This is a genomic window from Mucilaginibacter angelicae, assembly GCF_042434235.1.
GTDB lineage: Bacteria > Bacteroidota > Bacteroidia > Sphingobacteriales > Sphingobacteriaceae > Mucilaginibacter > Mucilaginibacter angelicae.
The window spans coordinates 149,338-170,815 of record NZ_JBHLTS010000018.1; the positions used below are offsets into that span (position 1 = coordinate 149,338).

At 43.6% G+C, this 21,478-nt stretch carries 12 protein-coding genes; 1 reads left to right on the forward strand and 11 read right to left on the reverse strand.

Translation table 11 applies throughout. From position 1 onward, the window contains the following. Positions 1–60: 60 nt before the first annotated feature. The 10 genes from ACFFGT_RS06940 to ACFFGT_RS06985 form a co-directional block, all read right to left on the reverse strand. Complete coding sequence (locus tag ACFFGT_RS06940; protein WP_377021789.1) at positions 61–2,400, reverse strand: glycoside hydrolase family 95 protein; 2,340 nt, start codon at positions 2,398–2,400, stop codon at positions 61–63. 35 nt (positions 2,401–2,435) lie between these two features. Beyond that, complete coding sequence (locus tag ACFFGT_RS06945; protein ID WP_377021790.1) at positions 2,436–3,743, reverse strand: alpha-L-fucosidase; 1,308 nt, start codon at positions 3,741–3,743, stop codon at positions 2,436–2,438. Between the two features lie 94 nt (positions 3,744–3,837). Beyond that, positions 3,838–5,067, reverse strand: coding sequence for a DUF4998 domain-containing protein (locus ACFFGT_RS06950; protein ID WP_377021791.1), 1,230 nt, complete (start codon positions 5,065–5,067; stop codon positions 3,838–3,840). Positions 5,068–5,094: 27 nt separating this feature from the next. Then, positions 5,095–6,333: a DUF5000 domain-containing lipoprotein gene (locus ACFFGT_RS06955; protein WP_377021792.1), complete on the reverse strand. Its 1,239-nt coding sequence runs from the start codon at positions 6,331–6,333 to the stop codon at positions 5,095–5,097. Between the two features lie 48 nt (positions 6,334–6,381). Beyond that, entirely contained in the window at positions 6,382–8,292 is a 1,911-nt protein-coding gene (locus ACFFGT_RS06960; protein ID WP_377021793.1) for a RagB/SusD family nutrient uptake outer membrane protein, read from the reverse strand. A 26-nt stretch (positions 8,293–8,318) separates the two neighbouring features. Beyond that, a complete protein-coding gene (locus ACFFGT_RS06965) occupies positions 8,319–11,639 on the reverse strand; it encodes a SusC/RagA family TonB-linked outer membrane protein (protein WP_377021794.1) in 3,321 nt (1,106 codons plus the stop codon). Positions 11,640–11,838: 199 nt separating this feature from the next. Beyond that, on the reverse strand, positions 11,839–13,827 hold the full coding sequence (locus ACFFGT_RS06970) for an SGNH/GDSL hydrolase family protein (RefSeq protein ID WP_377021795.1): 1,989 nt from the start codon (positions 13,825–13,827) through the stop codon (positions 11,839–11,841). Between the two features lie 390 nt (positions 13,828–14,217). Next, positions 14,218–15,516 carry an L-fucose:H+ symporter permease gene (gene fucP, locus ACFFGT_RS06975; RefSeq protein WP_377021796.1) on the reverse strand — a complete coding sequence of 433 codons (1,299 nt, stop codon included), beginning with the start codon at positions 15,514–15,516 and terminating at the stop codon, positions 14,218–14,220. 15 nt (positions 15,517–15,531) lie between these two features. Continuing rightward, complete coding sequence (locus ACFFGT_RS06980; protein WP_377021797.1) at positions 15,532–16,296, reverse strand: SDR family NAD(P)-dependent oxidoreductase; 765 nt, start codon at positions 16,294–16,296, stop codon at positions 15,532–15,534. A gap of 9 nt (positions 16,297–16,305) precedes the next feature. Beyond that, positions 16,306–17,535, reverse strand: coding sequence for an enolase C-terminal domain-like protein (locus ACFFGT_RS06985; protein WP_377021798.1), 1,230 nt, complete (start codon positions 17,533–17,535; stop codon positions 16,306–16,308). Positions 17,536–17,755: 220 nt separating this feature from the next. Here ACFFGT_RS06985 and ACFFGT_RS06990 point away from each other — a divergent pair, with 220 nt between their 5' ends. Next, positions 17,756–18,631, forward strand: coding sequence for an AraC family transcriptional regulator (locus tag ACFFGT_RS06990; protein WP_377021799.1), 876 nt, complete (start codon positions 17,756–17,758; stop codon positions 18,629–18,631). Here the strand turns inward: ACFFGT_RS06990 and ACFFGT_RS06995 are convergent. Then, the gene (locus ACFFGT_RS06995; protein ID WP_377021800.1) at positions 18,628–21,222 is read right to left on the reverse strand and encodes an NACHT domain-containing protein; all 2,595 of its coding nucleotides are present in this window, start codon (positions 21,220–21,222) and stop codon (positions 18,628–18,630) included. The two genes, ACFFGT_RS06990 and ACFFGT_RS06995, sit on opposite strands and share 4 nt — an antisense overlap. Positions 21,223–21,478 lie beyond the last annotated feature (256 nt).

Consider the following 21,478-nt stretch of genomic DNA (forward strand, 5'->3'; position numbering starts at 1 on the left):
ACAGGCTCTCTCAAGAGGGGAATCGCACGAACCCACTTCTTGAGGGGGATTCTTGTTGATTTAGCCTTTAGTAGCCATAATACTTTTAACCTCGCCGTTAACTTTCACTTTAACCATGCGCGGGGTAGGTGAGGTTACTTTGTAGGTAGTCACTTTGCCATCTTTCCATTTCATATCAACGGTGAAATTGCCGCGGGCTTTAAGGCCTTTAACCTCGCCCTGCGCTTTCCATGCATCGGGGATAGAAGGGATGAAATCGATGAACCCTGCGTGGCTCTGGATCAGCATTTCGGCAATACCGGCTGTTGCCCCAAAATTACCATCAATCTGGAACGGCGGGCCTGCAGATAACAGGTTAGGGTATACGCCGCCACCTGCGCCATAGTTAATGTCGGTTTTAATGGTGGGCTTCATCAACTCTTTAAATAGTTTGTAAGTGCGGTTGCCATCATGCAGGCGTGCCCACCACAATATTTTGTAAGCGATAGACCAGCTTGGGCCGTCATCACCCCTTACCTCTAAAGTTTTCCTTGCGGCTTCGGCAAGGGCAGGGGTGGCCTCGGGTGTAATTTCAGATGCAGGGAATAAGCCATACAGGTGTGATACGTGACGGTGCTGCGGCTCGGTTTCTTTATAATCTTCCATCCATTCCTGGATGCGGCCATCTTTAGCAATGACACCCGGAGGAGGCAGTTTTTTCACTTTGGCAGCCAGTGTTTTACTGAAAGCTTCGTCCTTACCTAATACCTTGCTCGCTGTGATCACATTGTTAAACAACTCGCGGATGATCTGGTTATCAATGGTTGGGCCTTCACAAATGCTGGCATGTGTGCCATCGGGCAGGTAAAAACTATTTTCGGGCGATGACGAAGGGGAGGTAACCAGCCAGCCGGTTTTAGCATCATTAATAAGCATGCTGCTATAAAACTGTGCCGCGCCTTTCAGTATCGGGTAAATTTGTTTCAGATAGTTTTTATCGCCTGTAAAATCATAATGCTGCCACAGGTTATCACAAAGCCAGCCCGATCCTACTTTACAAACACCCCATGAAGCGCTTTCGCCCGGCTCGGTAAAGCCCCAGGGGTTGGTGATCACGTGGGCAACCCAGCCGTCAGCATTGTAATAGGCCTTGGCTGTCTTTTCGCCGTGAGGCACCATACCTTTAACCAGATCGGCAAGGGGCAGGTTAAGTTCCGAAAGGTTAGAAACTTCAACCGGCCACTGGTTCATTTCAATGTTAATATCCAGGTGGTAATCGCCGTTCCATGGTGTGTGTACTTCGTTAGCCCATAAACCCTGCAGGTTTGGTGGCAACAGGCCCACGCGGGTACTGCAAATGCTCAGGTAGCGGCCAAACTGGTAAAATAATACAGGCAGCCCCTTATCTGCATCGGGGTTGGTGTGGAAAGCGATGAGCCTTTGATCGGTAGTCAGTTTATCAGCTTCTGAAGCACCCAGGTCAACTTTTACACGGTTGAACAGCTTTTGAAAGTTGGCTATATGCTGTTGTTTTTCCAAAGCATAAGGCTTTTTCATCGCTGCGTTCAGCGCATCGTTCATTTTGGTAAGATACAGGTGGTTCTTAAAATCAGTACCTGCCGATACATAAATAATCACCTCCGTTGCATCTTTAATAACCAGCGAAGTAGGGGTAGCAGTCAATGAACCACCTGTTAACTGTGCTTTAACTTTTGCCTTATAAGCCACACCTTTACCGTCGGTACCATTATCCAGCTGACCGGTAAGATCAAGTTCATTGCCCTCTGTAGTGGTAACACCGCGTTCCGGGCGGCTGATATTGATGCTCAGGTTAAGCATTCCCGGTTTATCGGCGCTTAGTTTAATCACATCTACATCATCACCAAAACTGGTAAAGTATTCACGTTTGTAGGTAACGCCGTTTACCTGGTAAGTAGTTTTGGCAAGGGCATTGTTTAGTGAAAGCTCACGCTCGTAGTTATCGTATTTTACATCTTTATCTTCAATGCCTTTGTACTGATACTTAAGGTTCAGGTCTCCCAGCATCTGGAAGCAGCCGAAAGGCACCCCGCCAGATCCTTTGCCGGTACACACAAACGATTTATCGATAATAGCCTGTGCTTCCACATTTTTACCGGCGGCAAGTAAACTCCTGATCTCGGGCAGTTTTTTATAGGCCTCGTAATTATTGGCATCCTGCGATGAGCCCGACCACATGGTAATATCATTCAATACCACTTTTTCGGCAGTGATGCCGCCATCGGGCATCATCCCCAAACGGCCGTTGCCAAGGGCAACGGTTTCTTCCCAGCGCTGGGCGGGCTGCTTGTACCAAAGCTTTAATTGTTTTGTTTGTGCGTGAGTAAACGTTGTAATACCTGTTATCATTACAGTTATTAGCAGAGGCGTTCTTTTTGGCATGTTTATATTAATTAGGTTTTCTGTTTTAAGCTTGTTTATTTACCCGCGGCAATTGCAGGGATTTCTTCGGCGTTTTTGTTCAGTTCCAATACAATAACATTGCTGTTTGCATCGGGTAAGGTTTGCGGCAAATCAATGATATAGCCTGCTGCATCCGGTTTATAATTTACTTTGGCCCCTCCCAGCACATGGGCATTGGTTATATTAACGCCCGGCAGGTTAGGTAGTACAATTTTATCACCTTTTTTCTGAAATACATGTAAATAGATCTTATTTCCCTTGCGTGTAACAGCATAGTTATCATTCGGCGCAAATGGGCCGCCTTTGGTACCGTAAATACTTTCACCGTATTTTTTTAACCATGCACCCATTTGCTGCAGGGTTTCAACCTGGCGCGCTTCGATGCGGCCGTCGGGCATGGGGCCAACATTAAACAGCAGGTTACCATTTCCGGCAGCAGTTTTTACCAGCGTTTGGATGCATTCCTGTGTGGTTTTCATTTTATCGTTAGGTTTCCAGGCCCATTGCTGGCAAATGGTGATACAGCTTTCCCATGGCTCGTTCATGTTAAGCTGGCCAATGCGCTGCTCGGGGGTAAGATAATCGCCTACCGATTGATCGTTCAGTTTTTCACTCTCTTTACCTAAGCGGTTGTTTACAATAACGTTGGGGTCAACACTTTTAATGAATTTGTAGATTTCCTGTCCGTCGGCATTTGTCCAGGGTTTTTCCCAGTAACCGTCAAACCAAAGCAGGTAAGGATGATATTTAGTGATGAGCTCTTTAAGCTCATTCTTCATTTGCGTTTTAAAGGCCACCATATCGCCCTTAACATTCTTTGTCGAATCGTAAGGGTTGTGGATAGGGTAGTTGGGATCGTGCCAGTCGAGCACGGTATGGTAAATACAAAAAAGTACGCCCTGCTTTTTGCAGGCGGCGGCCAGCTCGGCCACTATATCGCGCTTATAGGGTGTTTTGCTGATATTGTAAGCGGTAAAGGCTGATGGCCACAAAGCAAAGCCATCATGGTGTTTGGCGGTGATCACCAGGTATTTCATGCCCGCATCTTTAGCGGCTTTTACAATGGCATCGGCATTAAATAAAACCGGGTTAAACTCCTTGTACAGGTTGTCATAATCGTCCTGGGCTACTTCCTTATTGCGGCTCCAGCCAATTTCAGTGCCGCGTAAGGTTACCGGCCCAAAGTGAACAAACATGCCAAAGCGCCTGGTCATGAAATCATCCAAAACCGCTTTCGGGGTTTTTATGGGGGCAGCCTGCTGAGCAAAGCTGATTTTGATTAACGAAAACAGGTAAAGGAATATAATTGCCGGTTTTTTCATTACTGAATTTTGAGGTGGATATTAATTGAGGTCTTCGTCTTTATGTTCGTAAAATATGACCAGGCCGCAAAGCAGCCCGGTCATTGAGGTGTTATTAAAGTAATGCGTTATTCCAGAAAGTAAGCTCACTCATATTGGTGTAGTTACCTTCGTTGTTTGAGTTGTGCTTAATCCTGATACGGATGTAACGTACCGGCGGTGGGTTTGGATCAAAATTAACCTTTAATGGGGCGCTGCCATCGTCAGTCCTTTTGATTTCTTTAAGCAGTTTCCATCCTTTTGATATTGCTTCTGCGGTCCAGCCGGCATCATTTGCCTTTAAGGTGGTGGTGGCGTTAGTTAAATCTGCTATGCCCCATACTTCAAAATCATCGGGATTGTGGCAGCAGTTACGGCCTGTTTCTTCAATAGCAACCAAGCCTTTGTAAATCGCACCCATATCAAAAGTAATAACCACCGGCAGCGGCCCGTTACCATCGCTATGGAAAATGTTAGGGAAACCCTGAGGGCCTGTACTGCCATCCCAAAGCCTGTCTATGTCGGTATCTCCTTCATAGGGTTTGGCATCATTGGGCAAATAAACTTTTTTAAATAGCTTTTTATCACAGATAGCAACCGAATTAATGGTTGGGAAATCTTCATAATTGGCTACATAAAAAGTATCAAGGGCATTGGCTACAGGTTTGAAGGCCGAGAGGAACTGGATCTTGGTATCTGCCTTATAATCTGCCAGGGTAACCGACATGCTATCGGCGCTAAGTTTGCCAAAGCTCTCTTTACCGGCTTTATTGGTATATTTTATATCAGTGAACACATTATGTGTACTGGTATCAACCTTTAAGAAGTTAAGGGTGAGCTTTCCATCGGCACTGATGCCGTATGGGTTGGTAACATCATAGCCCCTGTTTGATAAACCTGATTGATAAATAGGCCCGTATACCCTAACATTGTTGATATCAAGCGGAATGGAACGGTTGCCTTTGGCATCATACGAAAACACAGTGAACGAATAAATATACTCGTTTAGGTTGGGTACAACGACAGTAAGGCTATCCGACGGATTATGATTGGTGGAATTGTAAATGATCGAATCTGCCTTATTGTTCCAGTATATTACGTAACGCGTTATGCTGGGGTCGGTACTCGGGTTCCAGGTGATGGCCGCACGTAAGTTTCCGGGGCGCGAGTGGGCATTGGCCACCGTACCCGGATATTTAACTTCATGACCGTTTAAGTATGATTCAAACTGTGTGTCTTGCTTGCTGCAACCGTACAACAGGTATCCAAGCAAACAGAAAGCAGCTATTCTGACAATATTTTTCATGTTCGTTTAATCTAAATTATTTAATACCTATTGTGGGTTACCATAAATTGAAAGCTCCATCATGTGGGCAAAGTCACCGTTTGACCATGTGTCATGAACCATAAAGCGGAAATATTTAATAGGTGTTGAACCCGGCGGGATATTAAAGTTAACCCCCGCTGCAACAAAGGCAGCATCGGCCGCGTTGGTAAAGCCCGGTGTAAGGCCTGATGGCGGGTTCGGATAATGGTAGTTGCCGATATTAACCCAATCGCCTACTACAGTTCCTACAGGTGCATAATCAGGCAATCTTACATCCTGCGGCGCATTAATGTTCGATCCCCAGATACTGAAGTCTTTAGGGTTACCATGTGCATAAGCATACTGATCGGGTCTTTCCCATAAAACAAAGCGGCTTAACTGTGCCGATACACCCAGGCTAAAGGTAACCTGTATTGGCGCAGGCGCTCCCGGAGCAGTGTGCCAGCCGTTTGAGTAGCCATCGGTTTTATTATCCCAAAGATATGGCACTTCCCATCCGTAAGCAGTTGGGCTATCGGTAGGGGTTTTATATACCGAAAATTTGCTCTTATCCAGTAGTGTTTCAAATATCGGGGTGAGATTAACAATGGTAGTATCAGATATGTTGCCAAATTTATCGGTAACATATACCCCAAATTTTTGCGATACCGCAGGATATCCCCGTATGGAGTAGTTAATGGTATCAACCTTGGTATAATGCTGGTCGACAACCTCCAATGCCTGGGTTGATTTATCGAAAGCCAATAAAATTACACCAATGTCTTTTTGGTTTGGGTTCATGGCTTTAATGTTTACACCGCCAAAATCAGATGTGATGGTTAATGTTGGCTTTATAAGCTTGTAAAAGGGGGTATCAGGATGTACTTTAACCACCAGCGGATCGGATTTAACGTTAGCCCGGCTTACCGAGTAAAGGGTTACCTCGTACTCCTGGCTTTTGGCAAAACCATCAACAGTAACCGTATCCGAGTAATAGCTCGATTTGGTTTGGCGCGTGGTTTTATCATTAATGCGGTACTCGGCCTGCACGTATAGCAGGTTATCGGAGTTAGGCAGATCATAGGTGATATAAGCACCGCCGTTAAAGTTTTTAACTTTTACATTGGTAACCGCGGTAGGCTTGCTCAAATCGGTCGAAACCTCTTTAACGTACCCGTCGTTCTTTTTGCATGAATTTAAGCACGCCATAAACAACGCCGCTGCAAGCACCAGCGCTGTTACCGAATAATTTTTAATGCGTTTCATAATTCTTATTTATGTTGAATTAATTCATTTTTAGGTTGATGGGGACGCCTACCAATAAGTAGTTTGTACCAGGTTGCTGTTAACGATCAGGTCATTGTCCTTTATAGGCCAGAAATAGTTTTTTAGCCCGAAAACCGGCGTTAACACGGTGTGCGGCCTGTAGTAGTTACCGGCTTCAGATTCATAAATATTCCATCCCTGCAGCGGTACGCTTAATACACCTTGTATCTCTTTCCAGCGGCGAAGGTCCCAGCCGCTTTGGGCCTCGAAACAAAGTTCAATACGGCGCTCGTGATGTATAATGTCGCGTAAACCTTCTTTAGTTGTTGGTTTGCCAGGGTTTTTTGAATAGGTTGACCATGACTCCAATACACCTTTTAAACCTGCCCTTGTCCTTACCTTATCAATGTAGTTGTATACATCACCTGTTGGGCCGTTTACCTCGTTCAGTGTTTCGGCATATAAAAGGTATAAACCGGCAAGTCTCATTAGCGGCAGGTGATACTCAATAGATTGGAAACCATCATCATAAACCGAAAGGTAGTTGGCCAGCTTTTTAGGCCAGTAACCGGTAATATTAAGGGTGTTCAAATCTTTAGGGCCGGCCAATGAACCTGACCCGCGCGCTTCTACGTGGTAAGCCTGGTCCTGGTTGTAAATACCGTTACCGTACCAGATACTGCCGTCGAAAGCAATGTTGGCATAAAAGCGGCTTTCGCGGCCGTAGTGTTCGTTAATGGTAGTGTAGCCCTGGGCTATGTAATATTTGTCAGCGTCGCCTGCTGTTTTCAGCCCGAAACGGTTGGCATAATCGTAGTCTTTATCCTCGGTTAATGGTACGCCGTTAGCTGTATAAAAAAGTTCCTGTGTTGAAATCGGAACAGCGAATGTTGATGGGTTTGAGAAGATATTAACTGCCGATTTTGGCGTTAACCTTGGAGTTGCATAACCCTGGCAAGGGAAAGTTGGGTTTAATGCCCAGATCAGCTCGGGGTTTACATCCCATTTTTCGGTAACGGCGTTTTGAATGGTTAGCTCGTTGCGTAACTGATCTGAAAGAGCACCAACCGTAGGCGGCGCAACAAAGGTGTAAAGTTTAAGCCCGTTGGCCTCGCAGGCATCAATAGCCGCTTTGCAGGCATCGGCCGCACGTTTCCATTTTTGCGGATCGGCAGTGCTTGAAAATAAAGGTTCGCCATCTTTGTTTTTCATGCTGGCATAATCAGGGTTGCCGTTAAAAAGCGGACTGGCCTGGGTTGCAAGGATCTCGGCCTTGATTGACATAGCTGTTAACTGGGTTATACGGCCAAGCTCTTTTGCCTGGTTGGTAATAACCGGTGGCAGATCAGGAATTGCCTGGTCAAGCAGTTGTACGCAGTAATTAAATACTGAGTCAACGGGCGAACGTTTTACCCTTACTTCTTCGGTACTGGCTGTGATATCAATATTGGTTTTTACCAGGGGTACCGGCCCGTACAGGCGGCATAAGTAGTAATGATAATATGCTTTAAGGAATTTTACTTCGGCTATCCACCTTGCCTTTTCGGCAGGTGAAAGGTCAACAGGCTTATCAATGTTTTCAAGCATGATATTACATCTCCTGATGGAGCGGAATAAAGCCTGGCCGCCATTTTCGCCATCCCACCAGTTTACACCCGGGCTGCTGCTGTTTTGCGTGCCGCGGATAAGGTTAAATCCACTTTCATTAAGCGGGTGATTGGTGAGGTTGTTGGGATAAATAATTTCCGAAGATGTGGTGAAACCTATGTTTGACGTAGGATCATAAAATTGCTGCAAGGTTGCGTAGCAGGTAAACAGGTAATTTTCGGCCTCGTTACGGTTCCTGAACGCGTATTCAAGGGTACCGGTATTATCTGGCGTTACATCAAGGTATTTTTTACATGATGCGCCCGAAACCAGGAGCCCTACCAGTAATAAAAGTTTATAATATTGTTTCATAATACTAAGTATTGATCAGTAAAAAATTATAGGTTAACGTTTATGCCTAAGTTGAATACCTTTTGTATTGGGTAAGCAAAGCCGTTACCGCCAAGTTCAGGGTCCCAAAGTTTAAAGGCACTCCAGGTGTACAGGTTTAAACCGTTAAAGTAAATGCGGCACTTGGTTACGTTTAAGCGCTTTAAAATAGATGGCGGCAATGAGTAACCTATCTCTACCGATTTAAGCCTCAGGAAACTACCGTCACGCATCCACCATGTACTGTTTTGGCGATTGTTTTCGATCTGGTTGCCGGTTACACCTAATCTTGGATAGGTAGCATACAGATCCTGGTTTTCCTCACTCCAGTGGCTGTCGGCAAATGCTTTGATCAGCTGGGTGTTACCATAAATATAAGGGTCGGGGCTTTGAATGAACGGACTGGTACGGTTAGGGTCGATAAAGAATGATACACGCGCCTGGCCCTGGAAGAAACAGGAAATATCAAAGTTTTTGATACCGGCCGATAAACCGTAGCCGTATACAATTTCAGGAACCGTAGGATAGCCGATAAAGGTTTGATCAGCGCCATCAATTTTACCATCGCCATTTAAGTCGCGGTATTTGATATCACCACCGCCCGGCGGGATGCCGTTGGTTGAAAATATCTGCGAAGGAGAGTTCTTCGCTTCGTTATCATCAACAAATAAACGTTCGGCAATATAGCCGTACTGCCGGCCTATTTCCTGGCCTTTATGATAACGGTAAGCTTCCTTGTACTGAGGCTCTTCATAGTTGCCGTATTTACTGCTTGCTAAAGTGAAGTTACCACGGCCCTGAAGCCATACATTGTTATTTATAGTAGCCTTGTAGTCCATTTGCAGGTCGATACCTTTGGTATCAGCCGTGCCTATGTTGGCAGTAACATTTGGCTGTCCATACTGGTCAAGCGCCTCAAGACCAAGCGTTGTAGGCAGCGAAGTACGGGTTTGGAGAATGTTGTAGCGGTGGTATTTGTAAACCTCAGCCACTACGTTAAGGTTTTTAAACATGGTAAACTCAAGGCCAAGGTTTAGCTGGCGCGATGTTTCCCAGGTTACGTTAGGGTTTTCGTAGTTGTTGATGTATACACCGTTACGGGTGTAGCCATTAAAAGTACCGAAAGAAGCAGGGTTTCCGCCGTTTAGGTTAACGTCTGAAAGGAAGAAGAAACGTTGTGAACCGATAGCATCATTACCTACTAAGCCATAACTGGCCCTTACCTTCATGCGGGTGAAAACATCATAAAGTCCCTGTCCCCAGAATTTTTCGTCAGATACGATCCATGAACCGCCAATGGTAGGGAAGAAACCGTACCTGTGGTTTGCCGAAAAACGCTCGGTACCGTTATAACCAAAGTTAAACTCTAAGAAGTAACGGCTTTTAAATGAATAAGTAGCACGACCTGCAAGGGTTAAGTTACGGTAAGGCAATGAGTATTGTAAAGTTGGGTAATTTAGTACCGGGTCTTTCGCAGCCGAATAAACAGTTTGCTGGCGCGTACCAATCAAAGATGCACTCAGGTTATGATCGCCAAAGGCATGATTATAATCCAAAACACCCTGGAAATAGATATAAGTATTCAGGTTATCGGTACTTGGGTCACGATAATAGCTTAAGTATTCTGTAGCTACGTTATTACCTGTTGGCTGCGGGTTAAGCCACAATAAAGTGTATTGGTTAGTGGCCTTATCATACGTATTTACATTATAATAGAATGGCGAGTAACCCATTTGCGACTGAAAGTAGGAATACCTGTTGGTATGGAACAAGCCGTGAAAGTTAAGCCCGCTGGTTATAAAATCCAGTTTCTGGTTCAATTCTAACTGAGCCGATAACCTTGATTCTGAATAGTTTTTATGGCCGCGTAACAATGCTGCATAAGGGTTATTATAGGCAATAGCGTTTGATGTTGAGCCTGCGTTGGCCGGTGCGGCGTTACCGAATAAGATGTGCTTAACATCGCGGTTGGCCGAATCGGCAGGGAAATAGGCGGGGAATAATACCGGGCTGGTATGCACAGCAACGTTGTAAAGGTCGGTCGAAAATGAGGCATCACTTGTAAGCGGGCCATTATACTCATTAAATGAGCCGGCAAGCCTTACAATAAGCTCGGTGCTTTTGCTTAAGTTGATATTAACATTTGAGCGCAGCTGGTAATTTTCAAATTTTACGTTGTTGTTGTTATTGTTGGCAATATCTTCCCTCAGGATCCCGTGGTCAATATTGTATGACCCTGAAACATAATAGCGGGCAACATCGCCGCCGCCGCTCACGCTCATGTCGGCGCGTTGAGTGGCAGTGCGTTTTTTGAAAAGCATATCCAGCCAGTCAACAGCAGGGTAAACATATTTATTGCTTCCTGCATCGCCGCGGATGGTAGCTTCGGTATTTAAAATTTTATTTTGAGAGAAAGGGAGCGGGCTTAACGGATCGCGGGTTATGGTGGCTTCGTTAAACAGGTTCATATAGGTAATAGGGTCGGCAAGCTGCAATGTCTTGGCCGATTGTGATATGGAGTTTTCCAAACGCACATTGATCTTGGCTTTGCCAATTTTACCTTCTTTGGTACTTACCAAAATTACGCCGTTTGCACCACGGGCACCGTAAAGGGCAGTGGCGCTCGCATCTTTCAGTATTGAAAAGCTGGCGATATCATCAACCTGCAAACGGGCAAGATCGGATGTAGAAAGCTCAACGTTATCGATCAAAATAAGAGGATCTTTTTTGTAGCCGAAAGTTGTTACACCGCGGATGAAGAAGCTGGAGTTATCCTGCCCCGGCTGGCCGCTTGGCTGAAAAGCGATGATACCTGCAACCTGGCCGGCAAGCGCATTTGTTAAGTTACTGGCGGGGATCTTCAGGTCGGCAGGTTTAACGGTGGTTACTGAGCCTACTACGGCCTCGCGACGCTCTTTTTTACCGTAAGCCAATACCACAACCTCTTCAAGGCCACGTTTAGATTCTTTAAGCACAATGTTTACTACCAGCTTACTGGCCGAAACAGTGAACATTTGATCGATAAAAGTTACGTACGATACTTTAAGGATAGTACCGGGTTCGGCATCGATCACAAACTTACCGTTAACATCGGTAGTGGTACCCAGGTTTTTGCGGTTTGTAGCTATAATGTTGGCACCGGCAATTGTTGTCCCCAGGCTATCGGTCACACGCCCGGTGATGGTTACTTTAGTTGTTTGCGCATGTGAAAACTGTGCCGAACAAATTAAGCTCAACAGCAATAGTACAAAGCAATAAAAACCCGGTGCAGGCTTGTAAGGGTGCTTGAGCTCCCGCCGGGTTTTGATCTGTTGGTAAAATTCTTTCATAAAATTGGTTTGATAATGGTTTTTTGTTTTTGAGTTTGGTTTGGTGCGTTGGTTTTGAATCCTTTTAGATGCGGAAATGGTAAAAGGTTTTTGCAGTAACAACGGGTTTGATCATGCTTGTTTGGGGTTTAAAATATGTTAAGTTGACAATTAAAAGTTTTGAGCTGCGTTTACAGCTTATTGCTGTTCATTAAAAAAATCAATTGGTTAAAAAATAGATTACCTGGCACGTGTTCCCTTTGCTGTTATTATTCTTATCGGTGTCAATTTTTAGGTTGAGCGTATGTGAGCCCTTTTTAAGATCGGTGCTGAAGGTTACATACCATGGCAGATAGATCCATGAACTGAACTGTGTGTATAAGTCCATCTTCTTTTCGGCCCCGCCATCAATACTATAGCTTATAATACCTGCATCCGGCCCGGATACAATGGCCATACCTATGGCAGTGCCGGTGAATGGTAATGTTAGTGATGATCCGGATTTTGTGCCGATAAGCATGGGCTTGTGTACAAAACCTTCACGTGTGCTCAGGTTATCATTTGGTGCCCAATCGGGGTTAACGGCCCAGCCATTCAGATTTTTTGCATTTTGGATGCTGTAATAGCGGCCATTGCTGAGATTTAAAGGAGTAAGGGGTTTCGGCAGTGGGTTTGTTTTTGGGGCAATATCCTGCTGATTATCAAAGCATGAATTGAGCAGGCTTTTTATGGAAGCAAAGTAAAGCTCCTGACCGTAAATGGCAGGGTGCAGGTCTTTAAAATCATATTGCCATGAAAATTCATGGTTGTTGAGTTTGTCGGTAACTTCTTTGGCAAGGTTGATGGATGGTAAGCCGTAATGATTTGCAACCAGTTCATGGTTTTTTATTTGCATCGGGGTTTTGCCGTTATTATAATCCCTGATCTTATCCGGATCAACAAACTCCATCATAACGAGGTCCATCTGCGGGTTGGCTTTTTTTGCATGCCTTACAATGCCCTCCAAAGCCCGTAATTCGGTCAGGCTATCCAGCCCGTTTACGTTATCATTAACTGCGGCTTCAACAAACATCAAATCAACTTTGCCCGAGTCAAGTACATCCCGCTGCAAGCGGAAGGAATGCGGCACGCTGCCCAATGAAGGGATCCCGGCTTGTATAAAATGAAAATCAGTTGATGGGAAACGTTCGGTAAGGTACCGGCTTATTTTTTCGCGCCAGCCGGGATTATAGGTGATGGATCCACCTAAAAAAGCTACCGTAGCTTTTTTGCCCGAATTGAATACGTTAAAACTGCCGGCCAGGCCGTTACGAATGGTGAAATAATCGGTATATGGCAGCATCTTTTTTACAGGATAGCTGTAATCCATGATCATACCGGCCCATTGTTCGGGGTGTTCAATAGGGAAGTGGTGCCCGTTCAACTCCTGCGGACCGGCAGTTACCGGGTATATCATTATCGGGCCGCCTAAAGCGGTATAGCGTTGAGCAAGGATATTGGTATTTTCGGCATTAGGTACAACCTGGTCGTTTATACCTATGATATGCATAACAGGTACTTTAAAAGCAGCCAGGCCGTCAAGGTTATCAATAGGATTGTCATGATAATCAAGCGCCTGTTGCTCTGTTATATGGTACACCTGCTGCAGCTGTTTCCAGAGGTTAGCATCGCCCGGGGCACTTAGTTTGCCGCCCGGCCAGCTTTTAATATTGCAAACAGGGGCTTCGTTATAAATGCAACTAACTTTATCGGGGTTGCGTTTGGCCCAGCCGTATACATATAAACCGCCACGGCTTACACCCTCAAGGGCAACTTTTGCAGCAAAAGATTGTTTAGTGGTTAAATATTTGTAGAAAGCATCCCATACCTGTAAAGCGTAAGGGCTGCCGTATTGGTCATCAACATTTACAAAAGCTATGTGAAAGCCTTTGGTTAGCAAAATACTGTCAATATCAGTATGCCAATCGGGGAAAGAGGCCCGCCACACCCACGGATTGCCTTCAAGCGACTTTTTAGGGTTTACATAATAGGCTTTGTGGGGGCCTATGGTAATGTTAACACGTTCAAACCCCTTCCAGCTATCGTTAGCTGTATTTTGAATAATATATACGGCTGGGGCATTGCCCGCACTGCCATTTTCATGGTTTTGTGCTAAGGCAATACCGGCCGTGAACCCAAATAAAAACGTAATTAGTAAAGTTTTAATCATTCAGTTTTGGTTATAGCAATTCCACTTCAAAAACTTCATCCTTTTTTTGGATTGCTGTTTCTGATTAAAAAAATGTTTTGTAAAAACCTTAGTAGCTGGGGTTTATAATCAGGATAAAAATATGGAGGGTATTAACAATAAATTGCACTTAAATTGATTTGTTTTGATACTATTTTGACAACCTGTTCTCAATTTGATGTCCAAAATCTCATTTTGAAACAATTTAGTTGTAATAAGTGTATTTTTCACAACAAAATACTGCTGAAAAAGCGAAAAGTTGCGCAAAATTGTATTGGTTCATTTAGGTAATAGTTCATTGTTGATGGTTCATAGCAGGACGGGAAGCGAAAAACTTGCGAAGTTTTTAAAACTTTGCAAGTTTGGATTTGCTTAATGCCCGATTACCGTTAATAAGGGTTCTTCTGGTTCATCCGAATAAGCTTTATTCTTCACTACATAACCCTTGATACCATAGTAAAATACGTATACGTAGCAAACAAGCGGTGCTATAAAAGCCATCCTGATACCGGAATGATCTGATATCAAGCCCATTATTGGCGGGATGATGGCGCCGCCTACAACACCCATAATGAGCAATGATGAAGCCACCTTGGTATAGTCGCCTATGTTTTTAATGCTGAGTGTAAAAATGATAGGGTACATTACTGAGGTAAAAAGCCCAACCATTGATAATGAAATTATTGAGAGATAACCTTGCGTAAGTACTGATACCAGTATCAGCACAAATGCACCGATACTGCAGATGGTGAGCACTTTATTGGGTTTAACCTGCTTAAGCAAAAATGCCCCCAATAATCGCCCTGTTAAAACCAGCGCCATGTAAAGTGTAATAAAGAGGGCTGCCTTTTGCTCGGTAATCCCCGCAATATTTAGCGACTTTGTATAACGGATAATGAAACTCACCACACCAACCTCAGCGCCTAAATAGGCAAAAACTGCCAGTACACCCAGTATAGTATGCCTGAACTTAAATACCCCCGATAGTTTTTGACGGCTATTACCTTCATGGATCACAGGCAGTCTCAGAAAGTAAAGTACTACACATAAGGCAATAAACAACAGCGCCAACGTGAGGTAAGGCGGAATGACCAAATGCGCCTCGTTGCTTAAAAATGTTTTTAATTGCCCGGGGTTAAAAGACTGGATAAGGCTTGCCGGGATATCTTTTTCATGCAGTAAAAATTTGGAACCAATGAAAGGCCCTATAGTTGCACCCATTGAACCAACGGCAGCAGCCAGGCTTAACCGGCTTGATGCATGGTCGGGATCGCCAAGTTTTGAAATGTAAGGGGTGGCTGTAACTTCCAATATGGCAAAGCCAGACGCCATGGTAAATAAAGCCAGCAAAAATACCGGGTAAAACCTGGTTGTAGCAGCCGGATAAAATATGGCGGCCCCGATAGCCGCAAGGATAAGGCCGGTAAGCATCCCTGCCCTGTATCCCATTTTTTCTATAAAACGACCGGCGGGCAAGGCCATTAAAAAATAAGCCCCGAAAAATGCCGACTGGATCAGTGACGATTGAAGATCGGATAACTGGCAGGCCCTTTTCAGGTGTGGGATGAGCACATCGTTGATATTGCGGCTCAGGTTCCAGAAAAACATCAGGCTCATTACTATCAGCAGCGGAACCAGATATTTTGATGCGTTACCGTTGGTTTTGTTCATGGTTAATATCTTGTTTTATCGTCTGTATCCCAATTCGGCGCCACCGCTTACGGGCATAATGCAGCCGGTTACAAACCGCGCCGCGTCCGAAAGCAGGAAAACTGCTGCGTCGGCCACTACATCGCCCTCGGGGCAGTAGCCTAAGGCATGTATATCATTCAGGTATTTTTCTATCGATCCGGGATCTGGTTGCTCAGCCGCCCATTGTTTAAGTAATGGTGTCCATACACCGGCCGGCGAAACTGCATTTACCCTGATACCGTATTGCGCATAATCAAGCGCCATTGATTTGGTAAGGGCATTGATGCCACCTTTGGTTGCCGTATATGCGGCATGCAGGCTTTGCCCAATATCGCCAGCCATGCTGCTGGTATTTAAAATGCAGCCTTTTGATGCTTTAAGCAAATCGATGCCATATTTGGTTGTCCAGAACAAGCTTTTGAGGTTAATGCTCATCAGGGCATCCCATTCGTCCTCTTCAGTTTCATCAACAGGCTTTGAGGGGTGGGCTATAGCAGCATTGTTATGAATAGCATCAAGCCTGCCATAATATTGTTTTATGGCATCAAAAGCCGCTTTTACATCAGCTGGTTTTGATACATCGCCGGGTATGCCTTCGTGGCTGCCTCCGAAATGGTCAAGCGCTTTATAAAGTGCACGTTCATTTACATCCATTATAAAAACGGTTGCCCCTTCACGAATATAGGCCTCGGCACAGGCCAAACCAATGCCCGATGCGCCTCCGGTAATAAATATTACTTTGTTTAATAATTGGTCCATTTTTGGTTTTTAGGTGGTTACCAGGTCACTGCTGTTGCCTGCTTCGGCAGGTACGGCGTAATAGCCCCCGCTAATATTGGCCGGATTTTTAAAATATTTGGCCAAATGCGGTATGTGTTCCAAAAATAAGTTTTCGTGACCAATAGCCACGTGGTTAAAAAGTACTAAATGCTGATGGATCTGCCCCATATCGCCCACGTGCGGTACTACCGGTATGTTGAATTTTTTTGCCAGCAGGCTTATGGTCAAAAATTCGGATACACCACCAACGCGCACACAGTCAACCTGGCAAAAATCCATGGCGCCGGCCTGCAAAAAGTTTTTAAAGATGATTTTGTTGGGGATATGCTCGCCGGCCGCAATTTTAAGCGGTGCAATTTCTTTAGCCAGTGTTTGATGTGCCAAAACATCATCGGGGTGGGTAGGTTCTTCTATCCAGTAAGGGTTTATTGCGCTTAATTCTTTACAGATGGAGATAGCCTGCGGCAGGTTCCATTTTTGGTTGGCATCAAGCATGATAGTCGTTTTGTCGCCTGCTTCGGCACGCACCAGTTTAGCCCTGCGGATATCACGCTGCGGATCATCAGAACCTACTTTTAACTTCATGGCAGTAAACCCACGGTCAATGGCGCGGGCTACGTTTTCTTTAATCTTTTCGTCCGAATAGTTGAACCAGCCTACCGATGTATCATAGGCCTTGTAGCCGGTTTGCAAAACGCTGTTACGCAGTGTACGGCCCGTAAAATTGCCCTTTAAAATGTTTTCTGCTTCTTCAATGGTCAATACATCTTCAAGGTAATTCAGGTCGAGCGTAGCTATCAGTTCTTTTGGGCTCAGATCAAGCAAAAGTTTCCAAAGCGGTACCTGGCGGCTTTTAGCCCAAAGGTCAAAGCAAGCATTTACTATAGCCGCCAGTGCCAGTTGCATGACCCCCTTGTGTGGCCCCAGCCAACGGTAAGTAGGCGAATCAAGTATCGAACGGTAAACCGAACCGAAATCGGCCATAAGTTCCTCAATTTCGCGCCCTTTTAATGTTTCTGATAGGTATTGTATGGCTTTGCATACCAAATCGTTACCGGCACCGAGGGTAAAAGCGAGGCCTATACCTTTTATGCTGCTGCCGGTATGCAGCTCGCAAATGGCGTAAGCATACTGAGTTGAATCATTTACGGCATCGGAACCGGCGCCATTGCCTAAATTAAAACGCTTGTCGGTAACTTCAATTTTATTGATGTACATGTAAGTAAATATATTTTGCAAATAGTTTCAGGCTGTTTTCAATTGAAAAGCCAAGGTAAAATCTTGTTTCCTGTGTTTATAAATCGGTTTATTTATACCTTTCTGGATCAGGTACGGTATTGTAAAATTAGCGCCGTTTGAATTTTTGCTTTCATTTTAATTGACAACTTTCGATAGTATATTTGCTTATATTTAGCTTTTCTGTTCATATCTTGTTAAAATGAAACCAATTTTAGCCGTATTGTCTGACGGGGTACAGTCAGAAGACCTCTTTGTTGCCAGGGAAGTAAAGCTCCCTTTTTTCTCAAGTGAGTTCCATTTTCACGAAGAATGTCAGCTTGTACATATCATAAAAGGCTCGGGCAAACGCATCATCGGCGATTTGGTTGATTATTTTGAAAGCGGGGAGCTTATCTTTCTTGGTTCAAATATTCCGCATGTTTGGCATAATACCCAGGAACAACCAAACGAGGATGATCCTGAAGCTTACGCGCATTCATTATCTATTCACTTCAATCCGTCAAAATTGCTGACGAATCTTTCGGCATTTGGTAACGTACGCAAAGTTGAATCGTTTTTGAGTAAGGCGCAAAGAGGAGTGGAGCTAAAGGGCAAAAGCCGCGACCTGGTAATAAAACTGATGTACCAGATAGTACAACAGGAGGGGCTGCAAAGGATCATCACCCTGCTCGAGATCCTTAATATCATGAGTGCAGATCCCGAGCATAACCTGCTGGCCAGTATTAATTATATCAACTACTATCAATACCATGACAGTAAACGCATGGACCAGGTGTTTAAATACATCTTTGACAATTTCAGGGAGGATATTTCGCTTAATACAATTGCCGATGTGGCTAATATGAACACCTTTGCATTTTGCAGATTTTTTAAGGCGCGTACTCAAAAATCATTTACCCAGTTTGTAAACGAAACAAGAATAGGCTATGCCTGTAAACTGCTTAATAATAAAGAAACCAGTATTACAGATATAGCCTACGAGTGCGGCTTTAATAATGTATCAAACTTTAACCGTTTTTTTAAAGTGATTAAAAAGGTAAGCCCACGCGAATACCGGAACAAGATCTTGTCTTAATTCCGGGTTAGGTTAAAGCTTTGGAGCCTGTTTAATGAACTGTTTGCCGGTGTTGTTTCGGCCCATTTTATTTCATCGTTCATAAAATGCTCGGTACGGCAGCCATTGTTGCGGATGCTTTTTATAAAATCAAAATACAGGTCGTTAAAAATATATACGTTTTCTTTTAATACTGCATAATTGGTAAGTATAAAACCAAGTGTATTGACTTTAACTATGATCTGTTTTGAATCGTCGCATAGTTTAATGAGACTTTTAATGTTGTTCACAACAGCAAGGTGATTGCTTACCGGCAAGGCGAGCTTTATTTTTAAGCCTTCGTAAAGCACCTTCATAAAAGTGGTAAAGCCACCGTCCTGTTCACTGTATGCGGCGCTTATCTCATTAAAAATATCTCTTGCCTTATCTTCATAGCCCGATGCCAGGTATGACTCGGCCAGGATTGTTTTTAAGATGAAGGAATATCCCATAGAATAACCCCTGTATACCTTATTTAGCCCGTTGATAAATTTGGCTGCTTTGTTGTGTTTCTGGCAAATGGTTGAGGTGTATAAGGCCAGCAGGTAAACTACCTCCGTAAAGCCTTTTGAAACTCCCGTATTTTGAACCGGGTTGAAGTAAAATTTGGTGATCTCGGTGAGGGACTCTTTTTTAATAATGCCGTATTTAAGATAAAACAGGATGGTTTCGATACAGTTTACCGGGTTGAGCGGTAAATTTTGAAGCCCTTTTAAATTGTATTGTTTTAAATCGGTAAGATGTTTTTCGATCTTTGTTAAATCAAGTTGCATTACAGCAATAGCAGCAAGGCAGGTTTTTATCAGTATTTGTTGCGGGGTTGATAAGCGGAAATGCAAAAACGTTTCCAGCACCTCTTCATAGCCAATATCAATAAACTCAAGACTGATAAAGTAATTAAAGAAATCTTCGCTGCAAACCTGTTTGAACAAATCTTCCATTCGTTCGGTCATATGAGTGTTCACATGCTGAATCTTGAGCAATTCGCCGATAAAACTTATAATCTCTGATTTTTCATTGGGCTGTAACTGCACATTGAGTAAGGCTTTAAGATCAAATTTATAATCCTTGTGTACTGCATTATAGATAAACCATTTTATAATTGGGAGCTTTTTATCCCGGCTAAATACCAGATCGGTCAGGTTTACCAGGTTATCGTCAAATACATAATTGTTATTGTACATGAGTATCATGGCAAGCGCGTACTCAAGGGTGGCTTCATCGGTCATTTTAACAATGAAGTTTAGCTTGTTTTCGCGCGACAGGTTCAGCTCTTCAATGATCCCGGCACTGATCATTTCCTGGTATGCTGATCCATATTTTTTGATGAGCTCATAGATCCTGAGCTTACTAACCTCATACACCCGGTTATCGGTATCCATTTGATTAATGATACCGGTAATGAGCAGTACTTTTTCAATAGCGTAATGGCCTTTGTAAACGCTATGATAATAATTTGAACCCACAAGGTGATAGTAGGTAAGGTTATTAAAATGGCTTAAACTAAAATTATCGCTGTAACGCTGGTAATAGTACTGGAAGTATAAAGGATGACTTAGCTTGTCAATAATAGGTAAAGTTACATCATGGGCAATATTGGGGTTTATGTTATCACAAAGTTTTTTAATTTGCTCGGTAGTGAACAGGGGTACATTAAGTTTTTGACTGTAATCCATCATAAAGCCGGTGAACCATACATCGGGCTGGGCTGTAATGTCTTCCCTGAAATTACTCCAGGTAGATGAGCGCATGGTTAGTATCACCTTAAACCATGGATATTTGTGATACATGGCTATAATATCGGCCAGTTGATTAAATACAGTTTCAAAAGTGTTATTCCTGAAATGAAATTCGTCAAAACTGTCAATGATCAATATGAAACGGCCGTTAAAGTCTTCGGCTATTTCTGCCAGACCTTCCAGGTCTTCATCCGGTGAAAGGCCGATAAGGCCCATCAGCCAGTGGCTAAGATGAATATTTTGAAGGGATGAATTCAGTGTGCTGCCATTAAAGAACAATATCAGATCTTTTTCATCCTTTTGTGTATTAGCTTTTATCAAATCCTTTACCCAATGGCATAAACCAATGGTTTTGCCATAACCAGCCGGAGCCGTAAAAACGGTAGCTGTAAATGGTTGCTGCATGAATATGGACAATTGCTCATCGATAAACTTTCGGGGTACAGTATACTGGAACGGTATGCCCGAATGATTAACCTGGGTTTGCAAAGTGAAATTGGTGATCCGTTCTGCTTTGGCCGTTATCTTGCCGGGTTTATATACATGGTTCTCTTTTTTGACAACCGTTTTTTGCCTGCTTTGGCAAAATGCATCCCAGCCTGTGTAGCCGCAAAATTCAGCAAGTGCATTCATGGTGAATAATGATGGGGTAAACTTGCTGTAAGCAAATCCAAAAATGCGCTTCAATGTGGTTTCACTGATGCTTTTTTGAGTTTTGTTGAATAGCATTAAGGATAAGGCCTTGCAGTCGGCAGGGGTAATATAAGCCATGCCCGCTTTTTCGGTCAGTTCTTTTTTTAACAAATCAAAATGATACGTCGAAAATAGATGCATCGGTAAAGGTTTTAAAAAGTGAATATTATTAACTTAAAGTCAGTCAAACAAAAAAGTAGCACTAATGGTATCAGCGAAAACTCTTGATAACTTAATAATAAATTGTTATAAAAGGTTTAAGCAATTCCCTGGGGTAACGGGACATTGTTAATACATGGCTAAACAAATATTTTCACATATTTTGTTTGATCAATAATACGTATGTTAATTGGAAATAGATTTATATTTTATGAAAAATGATATTCCGTTAGGTTGT

Excerpts from the sequence above, each read along its gene's own strand:
- ACFFGT_RS06940 (WP_377021789.1), bottom strand. The coding sequence starts at position 2,400 with ATGCCAAAAAGAACGCCTCTGCTAATAACTGTAATGATAACAGGTATT.
- ACFFGT_RS06945 (WP_377021790.1), bottom strand. The coding sequence starts at position 3,743 with ATGAAAAAACCGGCAATTATATTCCTTTACCTGTTTTCGTTAATCAAA.
- ACFFGT_RS06950 (WP_377021791.1), bottom strand. The coding sequence starts at position 5,067 with ATGAAAAATATTGTCAGAATAGCTGCTTTCTGTTTGCTTGGATACCTG.
- ACFFGT_RS06955 (WP_377021792.1), bottom strand. The coding sequence starts at position 6,333 with ATGAAACGCATTAAAAATTATTCGGTAACAGCGCTGGTGCTTGCAGCG.
- ACFFGT_RS06960 (WP_377021793.1), bottom strand. The coding sequence starts at position 8,292 with ATGAAACAATATTATAAACTTTTATTACTGGTAGGGCTCCTGGTTTCG.
- ACFFGT_RS06965 (WP_377021794.1), bottom strand. The coding sequence starts at position 11,639 with ATGAAAGAATTTTACCAACAGATCAAAACCCGGCGGGAGCTCAAGCAC.
- ACFFGT_RS06970 (WP_377021795.1), bottom strand. The coding sequence starts at position 13,827 with ATGATTAAAACTTTACTAATTACGTTTTTATTTGGGTTCACGGCCGGT.
- fucP (WP_377021796.1), bottom strand. The coding sequence starts at position 15,516 with ATGAACAAAACCAACGGTAACGCATCAAAATATCTGGTTCCGCTGCTG.
- ACFFGT_RS06980 (WP_377021797.1), bottom strand. The coding sequence starts at position 16,296 with ATGGACCAATTATTAAACAAAGTAATATTTATTACCGGAGGCGCATCG.
- ACFFGT_RS06985 (WP_377021798.1), bottom strand. The coding sequence starts at position 17,535 with ATGTACATCAATAAAATTGAAGTTACCGACAAGCGTTTTAATTTAGGC.
- ACFFGT_RS06990 (WP_377021799.1), top strand. The coding sequence starts at position 17,756 with ATGAAACCAATTTTAGCCGTATTGTCTGACGGGGTACAGTCAGAAGAC.
- ACFFGT_RS06995 (WP_377021800.1), bottom strand. The coding sequence starts at position 21,222 with ATGCATCTATTTTCGACGTATCATTTTGATTTGTTAAAAAAAGAACTG.